The sequence below is a fragment of the Moraxella tarda genome, assembly GCF_035181405.1.
Lineage (GTDB): Bacteria > Pseudomonadota > Gammaproteobacteria > Pseudomonadales > Moraxellaceae > Moraxella.
This window is the reverse complement of sequence record NZ_JAYGGV010000001.1, coordinates 231,548-243,826: the sequence shown is the minus strand read 5'-3', so window position 1 is coordinate 243,826 and position 12,279 is coordinate 231,548. Positions and strand designations below refer to the sequence as shown.

Genomic DNA, 12,279 nt, shown 5'->3' with positions numbered 1-12,279 from the left:
AATCAGTTTTAAGAATTTGGAGAAATTTTATGTTAATGATTTATGGCATCAAAAACTGCAACACCATGAAAAAAGCTTTTGATTTTTTGAATGATAAAGGCGTGGCGTTTGAATTTTTTGATTACAAAAAGGCGGTATTAGACCAAGCTGATTTTGTAAAATTTATGGCAACTTTTGGTGAAAAAGTAATCAATCGTCAAGGCATGACTTATCGTAAATTGGACGATGAATCAAAGATGGTGTTAAACGGTGGTGATGTTTGTGCGATGTATGAGGTCATCAAAGATGCTCAAAGTGTGTTAAAACGCCCAATTGTTATGGGTGAGAATGTGGCACTGATCGGGTTTGATGAATGTGAGTGGGCAAAGCAATTAGGGCTTAATTTAGGGCTAAATTAAGCCCAACAGAGCTAATTTCTTTTTTTAGGTTAACTGGCTTATTATTAGCTTAGGTGAATCCGTCATTTAAAGCAAAGCAAGGTGTAGGGTATGCCCAGCACCGTACTTTGCTTTGAAAGGTGATCAGATTGTCAGCTTTGTCTTAAAATCTGCGTACCCACCCCTTCATCGGTAAAAATTTCTAGTAAGCACGCGTGTGGCACTCGACCGTCTACAATGGTGGCACTTCTAAGCCCTGCTTTGACCGCATCTAATGCCCCTGCGATTTTTGGTATCATGCCACCACTAATTGTACCATCACTGATGAGGTTATCTACATCAATAGGTGATAGGGTGGTTAGGACATTGCCTTGCTTGTCCAACACGCCTTTGATGTTGGTCAGTAGCAACAAACGCTCAGCATTCAAAAATTCTGCCACACGACTGGCCACCAAATCAGCATTGATATTATAAGTTTCGCCTGCTTTGTCCACGCCTAAAGGAGCGATCACAGGAATAAAATCGCTGTGAATGAGCATATTGATAACATCGGTATTGATGTTTGCCACCTCACCCACAAAACCCAAATCAATAGGGTTGCCATTTTTATCATTCATAACAAGCTTGGCAGCGGTGATGAGATTGGCATCTTTACCTGTCAGGCCGATTGCTTTACCGCCATGCTTATTGATGAGATTAACAATCGATTTATTCACACTACCACCAAGCACCATTTCCACCACTTCCATTGTGGCCTTGTCGGTTACTCGCATGCCATCTATGCGGTCGGATTCTTGATTGAGCTTGCCAAGTAGGTCATCTACCTGCGGACCACCACCATGCACCACCACAGGGTGAATGCCAACTGTTTTGAGTAGGACGATATCACGAGCAAATGAACTTTCAAGCACAGGGTCGGTCATGGCGTTACCACCATACTTAACAACAATGAGTTTATCTTTGTATTTTTGAATGTAGGGCAGGGCGGTTGTGATGACCTCTGAGATATGCTTGGCTTCATCTAATGTTAAAGATTTATTTTGCATGATTATTCCTTTAAATTTGAACTATTTTTTTTGTATCATTTTTTTTAAAAAATGATTTGCCCTATTATTTTACCCCAGAGCTACCAAATCCACCTGCTCCACGCTCGCTTTTGTCGCTAAATTCTGCGACGATGTCAAAGTCAGGACGCATCACGGGCACGACCACATATTGAGCCATGCGTTCAGCAGGGTTTAAAGTAAAATCAGTCTTACTGCGATTCCACACCGACACCATCAGTTCGCCTTGATAGTCTGCATCAATCAAGCCAACCAGATTGCCCAATACAATGCCATGCTTATGCCCAAGTCCAGAACGGGGTAAAACCAGCCCTGCAAAATTAGGATTGGCGATGTAGATGGCAATCCCTGTACCAATAAGCTGGGTTTCACCAGCTTTGATGGTGATTGGTTTATCTATACACGCTCTAAGATCTATGCCTGCCGAGCCGTCTGTGGCTCGTGTGGGTAGAGGAAAATTTGGGTCTGTACCAATTTTTGGATTAAGAATTTTGATTTGTACGCTGTTCATAGACTCGCCTTTTACAAATGATAGGTTTGATAAAATGTATCTTTGTGATGGATTATAACCGATTTTTATGAGTTAAAAAAAGACAAATTCTGTATTTTGATATTTTGCTGGTCATATTTTCTTGTGGTTTTTATAACTTCTAACAAAAGGTAAAAAGTTTAATAAAGTTGTTCGTGATCACAAGCATTTTGTTTGGTAAAATCCTGTCTTTGCGTTACAATAAATGCCTAAATTAATTTGATTTTTATTGCTGGGATTATTTTCATGTTATTAAGGGCGATATTGGTGGTATTTGCTTGCTTATTTTTGGGGCAGGTAATTATTATGGTGTTAGATTTGCCTTTGCCAGCAAGTGTGATTGGGCTGTTGATTTTATTTTTATCATTGCAATTTGGCATTGTTAAATTGCAAACGATGGAAAAACTTGCCAAAATTCTGCTTGACCATCTGGTGCTGTTGGTCATTCCTGCGTGTATTTCTATCATGCAATATCTTGATGTGATTGCTGGTGATTTGTGGGTATTGATTTTATCAACGGTAATGAGTACATTTTTGGTTTTGGTTGTTACTGCCAAAAGCCATGAGTGGTTTAGAAAACTACAAAAGTTACAATCATCAGCAAGCACAAAAGGCGAATAATATGAGCGATTTGTCGATACCAATGCAATTGGCTGAGATTAAAAGCAGTCCGTTTTTGCTATTATTTGTCATGATTGGCGCATTTGAATTGACAGTTTGGTTGCGTCAAAAATTAAAACAACCACTCATCAACCCTACACTTTTTACAACAGTGCTGGTGATTGGTTTTTTGAGTGTTTTTGACATTGCTTGGGGGGATTTTGAGAAAGCCAGTGCTTATTTAAGTTTTTGGTTGCAACCTGTGGTGGTGTGTATGGCGATTCCGCTATATGTACAGTGGCAAAAAATCCGTGTGCAATGGTTGCCTATTGTTGCATCACAAATCATCGGCTCTGTAGTTGGCGTGGTTTCTGGTGTGTGGCTGGTGCAGGCCATGGGCGGTAGCATGGAGGCAACAATAGCGATTGCTGCTAAGTCTGTTACCATGCCGATAGCAATCGAGGTTACAGATGTGCTAGGTGGCGTGATTGGTATTAGTGCAGCGACGGTACTGATGGCAGGCGTGGCAGGGCAAATCATGGGAGTGTATGTCATGCATAAAGCACGCATTCGTCGCGAGATTTCACAAGGGCTATCGCTGGGTACAGCATCGCACGCACTAGGTACAGCCAGAGCCATGCAAATGGGAACTCGTCATGTGGCATATGCAACAGTGGGTTTGATTTTAAATGGTATTTTGACAGCATTTTTAGCCCCGATCATTGTTCCACTGCTGCTTTAAGGCTGTTTTTTTATTTTAAGCTGTTTTTAGTCAAATTGCCATAAAATTTTAAACCTGCTTTAAAGTCTGTCTTTGAAAGACTAAAAAGCTCAAAGGTTGATTGTGGGTTAGGGTGAGGGTAAAAAAAGAGTAGTTAAACTAAGCACTACTATTACTGGCATTAAGTTACTGGATTAAGTGTTCAACGCTTACCATCAATGAGATGATGAATGCATGACAGACATTTGTACCTTGTATTTTTAGCAGAAAATTGCTACAATAACGACAATCTTATCCATATCCGTCTTGCCAAATGGTTGTTTGGCAGGATTTTTTGTACTTGTTTGTACTTATGTTATTTGATGTAACATAGGGCTTTGGATTGGAATAAAAGTTAATTTTTGAACTGTAAAAATTGTCAATAAAAAAGGAATACTTATGCAACGCTATCCGATGACACCAGAAGGTCATGCCGCTTTAGAAGCAGAGCTAAAACAGCTCAAAACCATTGATCGCCCACGCATCACCAACGCCATCGCCGAAGCACGCGAGCATGGTGATTTAAAAGAAAACGCTGAATATCATGCCGCTCGTGAACAGCAGGGGCTGTGTGAAGCACGCATTCGTGATATTGAAGCCAAATTAGCTGGTGCACAGGTCATTGATCCTGCCAAGCTAAACCAAGACGGTCGTGTGGTGTTTGGTGTTACCGCTGTACTTGAGAATATAGATGATGGTAAGCAATGTCGTTACAAGATTGTTGGTGATGATGAAGCCGACTTTAAAACAGGTAAAATTTCGGTCAATTCACCGATTGCTCGTGGCTTGATTGGTAAATCTGAGGGTGATGAAGCCAAAATTCAAACACCCAGCGGTCTTGTTGAGTTTGAAATTTTAGAAGTGCTTTATACTTAATACTTTAAAAGACTTAAAGCAAGCTCAAAATATAAAAAAGAGTTAAAAATGAAACATTTACATTTGCTGATGGCGTTTTTTACGCTGTTAATATTTGCTTATCAGGCGGTGTTTGTTGTCAGTGGCAAGCAGTTAATCTTATCTCGTACTTTTAAAGGCATTAATCATTTGGTTTATCTGTTACTTGTGAGCAGTGGCTTGATGTTATTTTGGCAGCTTACCCAAGTGGCAGGCCTACAGCATTGGGCAATTGCTAAATTAGTGCTGCTGATTGTTGCGATATCTGCCAATGTCAAAGCATTGCGTCCAGCCAGCACAATTGGTCAATCTAAGGCGGGTATGCTTATTGCAGCAATCGCTTATGTGGGTGTGATTATATTGGCATTGACCAAACCAGTGCTTGGATAAAGAAATCTAGATCTTAACAAAGTAGATGATGGTATTTAATTAAACGTTGATTTAAAAGTTATTATTATCAATGATCATCGATTGTTTTGGTTCATCTTTTTTGTGGTTGCGGTGCATCATGGTACAATGATCCAATCTGTTTTTGGCAATTGTTATATTGCTAGATTAATATTGTTAAAAAAGAAAAAGAGAATAGAGTATGTTGATGGATGTTTTGTTCAAGCCTAAAAATGTATTGCAAGTGATGACGGTTGGAGTGTTTGGCATGGCAGTATTGGCAGGCTGTGCCAGCAAGCCCACCTATCAACAAAATAAAAAAAGCACAACGCTTAATGTTGCAAATATTTCAACCGATCCAAAGATTGTGATGGACTCTCGAGGTGTGCCCAGTCATCATCTGGTCAGACAGGGTGATACGGTAAGTAAGATTGCTGAGCGTTATGGGCTTGATTGGCGTACTATTGGACGCATCAATAACTTAAATGCTCAATATACCATTTATACAGGGCAATGGTTGGTGCTATGGCAGGGCAATGAAAGTGTGTCAATCAAGACTTCCATTACGCCAGTACAACAAACTGTTGCACCACCTAATCAAACCTTGACCACCACAAAAACTGTACTGACAAAGCCAGCTGATACGCCACAAGTTGTTGCCAACAAACCGCTGTCTGTAGGTAGTGTGGGGCTGATGCAATTTCGCTACCCTGTGAGTAACAGCAATCCTGTAGTGCGTCGTTTTGGCACGACTAACATCAACGGTAAAGCTGTTACCAGTCAGGGTATGTGGTTCTCTGGTCGTGCTGGTGATGCTGTATTGGCCAGTCGTACAGGTACTGTTCTGCATGCTGATGGTAATATTGATGGAGCGATGATAGCGATTGCGCATACCGATGGTTTTGTGAGTAATTATTTTCATATATACAATGCCCAAGTCAAATCAGGTCAAACCGTACAAGCAGGGCAACAAATCGCCACCATGCGTCCGCAGGCAGATGGCATGGCATTGCTAGAGTTTCGTATCTCTCGCAATTCTAGTTATATTGATCCGTTATCGGTTTTAAAATAATTCAAATTTTTGGATATTCTGGCTAACCCATCGCTTGTAGCACGCCGATTGATATAGATGTATTTTACGATTAATCACAACTTTTCTTAACCCCTGCCTTGGCAGGGTTTTTTATTACCCAAAGGAAAATATTATGGCATTGGCAATTAACATCGTACTTGGTGCCAATACGGTTAATTTTAGCCGTAATATTCAAAACAAGAAATAAGCCATGATATTGCCACCGCTTTTGATATGGACTTAAAAGATGCGGCCAAAGATAAATATCGATCGGGGGAAAAATGCTGACCAGAGCCATTATATCAAAAATAACTTTGCAAAAGCTGGCTTTGACGCACGGCATTGGTGGTGCGTCATCACTCGTTTATACCGTCTGCTGCCACGCCTTAACAGCTTGCATGATGATGGCAGAGCGTGAAAGTCCTGTTTTTTCGGACAATATGGCAAGTTCATCAATGAACTCTACGGGAAATTTATAGCTTGCCACCTTTGACTTAGGTTGGTGGCGGTAACCTATCAAGACTTGGTGTTACAGCGCCTTGTCTTGATAAAACATTTTATAGTAAATACTATATTAAAAGTCAAGATTTATCTTGACTTTTTTTTATTATCCAAAATAAAAGATTTTCTAACCGCTTGTGATACCGTAAGCGGTTTTTTTATTAGAGTATATCCATGAAAACATTGAACTACACGGCATTTTAGCCAAAAAATTCGGCAGATTTTTTAAATTAGATGTTAAATCCGCCAAAGAAGCTGCCCACGCCCTAGCCTGTCAAATCCCTGCCTGTAAAGCCAAAAGTCAAGCCACCCCTGCTGTAGCGGTCATGTTTAATTTTGTATTTGGTTATTATATGGTTACTTTTTATTTTGTGAAATTTTTGATGAAAAAAATCAAGGGCTTGCAAATCACAAACCCTTGATTTCATTGACTTAAATTTGGTGGGCCCACACAGACTCGAACTGTGGACCAAAGGATTATGAGTCCTCTGCTCTAACCGACTGAGCTATAGGCCCTTAAGAAAAATTACAATAAAATCAATGATTTATATAATCATAAATAATTTACAATATTTTTAAATATTAAATAAAAATGCTATGTAAATCTATCTTATTGCAACAAGACGTCATTATACATCATTGCAAACAAAAATTAAAGTGTTTAAACATAAAATTTTATTAGCTTATATTGGTTAAATTGTCATTGTGTTTGCATTTGTCTTTGGGCGGGCTGTATGCGGTTTGCAATCACCTGTGTACCATCTATTTGTATCGTAAGTTTGAAAGGATAAACAAAGTATTTTTTGTTCATTATTCTAAAAATTCATGTAAGAACTTATGATGGATTGTGGTGATTTGATTAAAATGGCAAAAATTTTGCTATTGTTAGGCGAAATCGCTTATAATGATTGCCTTTTTTGTTGAGCCTTTGCCTTGATAAAAATCATTTAAATACAATGAAATAAAAGATGATAAAGATATGAGTCAGCTAAATCCCCGCCAACAAGAAGCTCTAACCCATGTATCAGGACCACTGCTCGTTTTGGCAGGGGCAGGCTCAGGCAAGACTTCAGTCATTACCCAAAAAATTTCTCATCTGATTACAAAGTGCAACATTCCAGCCGAGCGAATCACAGCAATGACTTTTACCAATAAGGCGGCTCGTGAAATGAAGGCGCGTGTATCAAAGCTTTTGCCGAGTGAAAAAACCCGAGGTCTGACGGTATCAACTTTCCATCAGTTCGGCTTGCAGTTTTTGCGTTATGAATTATCGCACACTCCTTTGAAGGCGAATTTTAGTATCATGGATTCAGATGATTCTAAACGCCTTTTAATGGAATTGATGGTGCGTGATAACATGAGTGGGGCAGAAAGTCGTGAATTGGTGGGCAAGGCGATTAAATTCATCTCTGATTGGAAAAACAATCTGGTTGCCCCAGAAGATGCCTTGGCGACTTTATCTGAGCCAGAAGATGCGATGTTTGCCCATCTGTATGGTTTGTATGAACGCAATTTGCGTGCTTATAACGCTGTGGATTTTGATGATTTGATTGTTTTGCCTGCACGGATTTTAAAAGAAAATGACATGGTGCGAGATAAATGGCAGCGTCGCATTCGCTATTTGCTTGTGGACGAGTATCAAGACACCAATACCGTTCAATATGAACTGGTTAAGCTGTTGGTAGGTGCTTCTGCTCGCTTTACGGTGGTGGGTGATGATGATCAGTCAATTTATACTTGGCGTGGGGCCAAACCTGAAAATATGGCTTTATTAAAGCAGGATTTTCCAAGTCTTCATGTGGTAAAGCTTGAACAAAATTATCGTTCAACCAACCGTATTTTGAGTGCGGCAAATACAGTCATCGCCAACAATGAACATGTCTTTGATAAGGCATTGTGGTCGGATAAGGGTGAGGGAGCGCAGATTCGTGTGATTACCTGCCCGTCTGATTTTGATGAGGCCGAACGAGTGGCCAAAGAGATTGTCGCACATCGCCTACGACATGGCAACTTGTGGGAGCAGTATGCTGTGCTGTATCGTTCTAATTTTCAAGCCAGAGTGCTAGAAACCGAACTTCGCCAGTTAAATGTGCCTTACAAACTTTCTGGCGGCACTTCATTTTTTGCTCGTACTGAGATTAAAGATGTGATGAGCTATCTTAGAATCATTCTTAATCCTGATGATGATGCAGCCTTTTTACGCATTATTAACACGCCCAAGCGTGGTATGGGGTCAGCAACCCTAGAAAAGCTGGGTTTGTTTGCCCAAGAGTATGGCATATCTTTATTGTCTGCCTGCTCACATACAGGCTTAAAATCAGCGATAGGGTCAAAGGCAAGTAGTACGCTATATGCTTTTGCTGACTTTATTGAACATTATACCAAGCAGCTGTATGATAATGCCAATCCTATGCCATTGGTTCGTCAGATGATTGTTGAAACAGGTTATATTGACTATATTAAAGAAGATAGCAAGACCCCGCAACAAGAAAAAAATCGTCTGGATAATATTGAATCGTTATATCAAAGCATCGCCACTTTGATTGATCGTGCTGAGGAAGATGACGATAAGACCATTGAGGCGGTCATTCGTAAAATGATGTTGCTTGATATGCTAGAACAACAGCAAGAAGAAGAAAATACCAATAAAGTGAATTTGATGACCCTGCACGCTGCTAAGGGTTTGGAATTTGATTATGTTTATATCATTGGTATGGAAGAGGAGATTTTGCCACATCGCAATTCTTTGCTGGAAGATAATATTGAAGAAGAGCGACGGCTGATGTATGTGGGCATTACCCGTGCAAGATTGGAACTGACCTTAACACTTGCACAAAAACGCCGAGCAGGTGGGGATTTTAGACAAACTTCACCATCTCGTTTTTTAGACGAACTGCCAGCCGACCATATTGACTATCCTGCCAAAAAAGTTGCCAATAAAGACCCAAAGCAAGTAGCACAGGATTATTTGTCTAACATTCAAGCCATGCTTGCTGCTAAGCGTAGCTCTTGATGGTACCAATATGGTAATGATTAAATCAATGCCTAGTTAGGCCTAAATATTGGGAGAGAATTGTTGTACGACTCCACACACACCAATCTTGAAGAAATTTTACAACGCATTTTGGCATTAAAAGATGCGCCAGATTTGCAAGCATTAAAACAGCTTGTTGATGAGCTTAGGGTGGCCGAGGGCGATGAAGATGCTGCCAACCATAAGATGGATGAATTGATAAAACTGATTGAGGTTAATCCTGAATACGGCTCTGGGCTTGCTGCATTTATTTTACGGCTAACCAATCAGTATAACCAAGTAACGCTTTATACTGACACAGGCATCGCTTCTGACCAAAGTTTTTTTTATAGCATGAATCGTCTTATTGGGCATCGGCTCTTACCATTATTGCCTGAAGAGGATTCGGTGGTTGAGCTTGCCAGTTTTTTGTTTAATGAACGCAGTGATTTACGCTGGGTACGCTCTATTGATGCGGGCAAATGGGATAAACTCATCGAGATGATTTGTGTTGATGAGGAGGATTTGGCGTTGGTGGCAACTGCCAAAAACAGCATTCTAAACGCCATTGTCATCTTGTCATATCGCATCAGTGGTATGGGACTGCATCTTGACTTAATGGCAGCTTACCCACAGATGTTAAACCATTCTGCTGCTTTTGTTGCTCAAAATCAAGAGGCTGTTTTGTTTGTTAATCAGTATCGTAAAGTGCATGAGCTTGATTTGATGACTGATGTTACGCCTGATGAGGATATCAGCCCTGCACCACTATTGGTGATGTTAGAGCAATGCGAAGACATTGTTACCAATGTACGAAAACGCATCTATAAAACAGGCATCTCAATCCGTCTGACCAATATGCTAGTGCGATTAGAGCAAAGCCTGCACCGAATGCAGGTGTTGATTGAGCTGGTGGCAGATAATAAAAAAAAGCGTGATGAGGCAATTGTTGAGCTGACTGCCCAAATTGTGCGTACGGCAAAGACAAGATATAGTTTTGGGTATTTGATTGAAAGCAATACCAAATTATTGTCGCGTAAGGTTACCGAAAATGCCAGCCGTGTTGGGGAGCATTACATCAGTACCGATCGTACAGGCTATCGCAAAATGTATAAAAAAGCAGCGATTGGCGGGTTTTTTATTGCTTTTATGGCAACGATTAAGATTTTATCTTATGCCTTAGTGTTAGCACCGATTGGTAGGGCGTTTGTAAATAGTATGATTTATGGTTTGGGTTTTGTGGGTATCCATATTGTGGGTGGTACGGTTGCTACCAAGCAACCAGCCATGACCGCCGCTGCTATTGCATCAACCATCTCAGAGGGTTCGGGCAATAAAAAAGCCAAACAAATGACAAAGTTGTCTGAGTTGATTGTTGATATCATGCGGACGCAGTTTGTTGCAATTTTGGGAAATATTTCTATCGCCATACCAACTGCACTTGCCATAGCCTATGCTTGGTCGTATTTTATGGGTACGCCAATGATTGATGGCTCAAAAGCGGCACACCTGCTGCATGAGCTTGATCCAATCCGCTCTTTGTCATTGCCTCATGCAGCAATTGCAGGTGTTTTTTTATTCTTATCAGGGTTGATTGCTGGTTATTATGACAATCTTTCTGCTTATAATAAAATTGGTGAACGCATCAGACGACATCATTTGCTGTCCCGTGTGTTGCCATGCTCTTGGCAAGAAAAATTAGGTGGTTTTATTGAGGCAAATCTTGGTGCGATTATGGGCAACTTTATCTTTGGTTGCTTTTTGGGCAGTACGGCAACGATTGGTTATATGCTAGGATTGCCACTTGATATTCGCCACATTGCCTTTGCATCTGCTAATTTGGTGCATGGGCTGTTTTATCTGTCTCCGCAGGATTTGACTTGGGGTCTGATGATTTGGTCTTTTATTGGGGTGCTACTCATCGGTGCGGTGAACTTATTGGTCAGCTTTTCACTGGCACTGCTTGTGGCGTTGCGTTCAAAAGAGGTGGAATTTACCGAGTGGAAAGGTTTGGGAAGTCTGGTTTGGCGGCATTTTTTAGTCAATCCATGGGACTTCTTTTTTCCAAGAAGTGAATCGGTTAAATATGCACAAATTGACAGCGAAGGGCGTGTGATTTATGAGGATTGGACTGATGAAAAAGAGTCAAATGCTCGTGTGCTACCAGATAACTATGTGGTGCGTAGACTGGGAAGTAAACCAAAAGATAGGGCAGATGCAAATAATAAAGACATTCGTGAGGCCATTGCTGAGCATCATAATGATGGCGAAATCGTACAGGAACTGGTGGTCGAGGAGGGTCATAATACCACACCATTACCAAAACCTGACAAACCACCAAAACTACCAAAGTGATTGGTGATATGTGGTGCCATGTGTGAGCTGGTATTTATTTGGTGAGTGAGTGTAGTAAAAACCTAAAATAAAATACTTGCAAAATCTGAAAATTTTAGTAGAATATGTTGTCTATTCGGGGTGTAGCGCAGCTTGGTAGCGCACTTGCATGGGGTGCAAGGGGTCGCGAGTTCGAATCCCGCCACTCCGACCATTCAATAATCTAGGGCTGTCCACAATCGTGCGACAGCCCTTGATTTTTCTAGGTTTTGAACTTTCAAAACGAGCTACCGACCATAACGAACAAGCATTCATCAGCTTTTTAAAGGCCATCAATTACAAAGACCATGAGATTATAGACGAGCTGGCGGTTCACAAAGTGGAAATGATGGAGTTGATGCAATGAGTGTTCTTTTAAAATATCAGATGCTTTAAAAAAATTGATGAAATTTTAAAAGAGCATTCATTATCTCTTTTTGTTTTGGTTGTTAGGTAGAGTCTAAAATAAAGCAAAAATTTGACTATTTAGATGTATCAATTGATCTGTATTTGGGTTAATACCTGCAATCACAGTAGATTTTTCAAGAACAAAATTGTATTCATGACCAATTAATAAAATAAGGCTATTCACCTTGCGTGATAGCCTTATTTTATTGTCCTTAAAATGAGTTTATTGCATGAAGAATGAATATTATCATATTGGTGCTGGATAATTTTTCATTTGTCATATAGCTGTCATTTTTGCTTG

At 40.3% G+C, this 12,279-nt stretch carries 12 protein-coding genes, 2 tRNA genes and 1 pseudogene; 11 read left to right on the top strand and 4 right to left on the bottom strand.

What is annotated here, in order from left to right; translation table 11 throughout:
• Nucleotides 1-29 precede the first annotated feature (29 nt).
• Complete coding sequence (locus U9670_RS01230) at nt 30-398, top strand: ArsC/Spx/MgsR family protein (RefSeq protein ID WP_323841826.1); 369 nt, start codon at nt 30-32, stop codon at nt 396-398.
• 131 nt (nt 399-529) lie between these two features.
• Here U9670_RS01230 and argB read toward each other — a convergent pair whose 3' ends face one another.
• Together argB and dut are read right to left on the bottom strand one after the other, a co-directional pair.
• A complete protein-coding gene (gene argB / locus U9670_RS01225) occupies nt 530-1,423 on the bottom strand; it encodes an acetylglutamate kinase (RefSeq protein ID WP_323841827.1) in 894 nt (297 codons plus the stop codon).
• Between the two features lie 64 nt (nt 1,424-1,487).
• Nucleotides 1,488-1,952 (bottom strand): dUTP diphosphatase, encoded by a 465-nt coding sequence (gene dut, locus U9670_RS01220; protein WP_323841828.1) that lies wholly within the window; start codon nt 1,950-1,952, stop codon nt 1,488-1,490.
• 264 nt (nt 1,953-2,216) lie between these two features.
• Between dut and U9670_RS01215 the strand changes: the two genes are divergently transcribed.
• The 5 genes from U9670_RS01215 (at nt 2,217) to U9670_RS01195 (ending at nt 5,683) form a co-directional block, all read left to right on the top strand.
• Nucleotides 2,217-2,591, top strand: coding sequence for a CidA/LrgA family protein (locus U9670_RS01215; RefSeq protein ID WP_323841829.1), 375 nt, complete (start codon nt 2,217-2,219; stop codon nt 2,589-2,591).
• A 1-nt stretch (nt 2,592) separates the two neighbouring features.
• Nucleotides 2,593-3,312 carry an LrgB family protein gene (locus tag U9670_RS01210; protein ID WP_323841830.1) on the top strand — a complete coding sequence of 240 codons (720 nt, stop codon included), beginning with the start codon at nt 2,593-2,595 and terminating at the stop codon, nt 3,310-3,312.
• Nucleotides 3,313-3,729: 417 nt separating this feature from the next.
• A complete protein-coding gene (greA, locus tag U9670_RS01205; RefSeq protein WP_323841831.1) occupies nt 3,730-4,206 on the top strand; it encodes a transcription elongation factor GreA in 477 nt (158 codons plus the stop codon).
• Between the two features lie 48 nt (nt 4,207-4,254).
• Nucleotides 4,255-4,614, top strand: coding sequence for a SirB2 family protein (locus tag U9670_RS01200; protein ID WP_323841832.1), 360 nt, complete (start codon nt 4,255-4,257; stop codon nt 4,612-4,614).
• 205 nt (nt 4,615-4,819) lie between these two features.
• Nucleotides 4,820-5,683, top strand: a complete 864-nt coding sequence (locus U9670_RS01195; protein ID WP_323841833.1) for a peptidoglycan DD-metalloendopeptidase family protein — start codon at nt 4,820-4,822, stop codon at nt 5,681-5,683.
• Nucleotides 5,684-6,047: 364 nt separating this feature from the next.
• On the opposite strand, the gene U9670_RS01190 is transcribed toward U9670_RS01195, so the two are convergent.
• Nucleotides 6,048-6,170, bottom strand: coding sequence for a hypothetical protein (locus U9670_RS01190; protein ID WP_323841834.1), 123 nt, complete (start codon nt 6,168-6,170; stop codon nt 6,048-6,050).
• 184 nt (nt 6,171-6,354) lie between these two features.
• Between U9670_RS01190 and U9670_RS08700 the strand changes: the two are divergent.
• Nucleotides 6,355-6,471 (top strand): annotated as a pseudogene (locus U9670_RS08700) (tail assembly protein); the annotation flags it as partial.
• Nucleotides 6,472-6,623: 152 nt separating this feature from the next.
• Here U9670_RS08700 and U9670_RS01185 read toward each other — a convergent pair.
• A tRNA-Ile gene (locus tag U9670_RS01185) sits at nt 6,624-6,700 on the bottom strand.
• A 463-nt stretch (nt 6,701-7,163) separates the two neighbouring features.
• Here U9670_RS01185 and U9670_RS01180 point away from each other — a divergent pair.
• From U9670_RS01180 to U9670_RS01165, 4 genes are all read left to right on the top strand, one after another.
• A complete protein-coding gene (locus tag U9670_RS01180; protein WP_323841835.1) occupies nt 7,164-9,197 on the top strand; it encodes a UvrD-helicase domain-containing protein in 2,034 nt (677 codons plus the stop codon).
• Nucleotides 9,198-9,257: 60 nt separating this feature from the next.
• Entirely contained in the window at nt 9,258-11,552 is a 2,295-nt protein-coding gene (locus U9670_RS01175; RefSeq protein WP_323841836.1) for a site-specific recombinase, read from the top strand.
• Nucleotides 11,553-11,668: 116 nt separating this feature from the next.
• Nucleotides 11,669-11,745 (top strand) — tRNA-Pro (locus U9670_RS01170).
• Between the two features lie 27 nt (nt 11,746-11,772).
• A complete protein-coding gene (locus U9670_RS01165; protein ID WP_323841837.1) occupies nt 11,773-11,937 on the top strand; it encodes a hypothetical protein in 165 nt (54 codons plus the stop codon).
• The last annotated feature ends 342 nt before the right edge of the window (nt 11,938-12,279 follow it).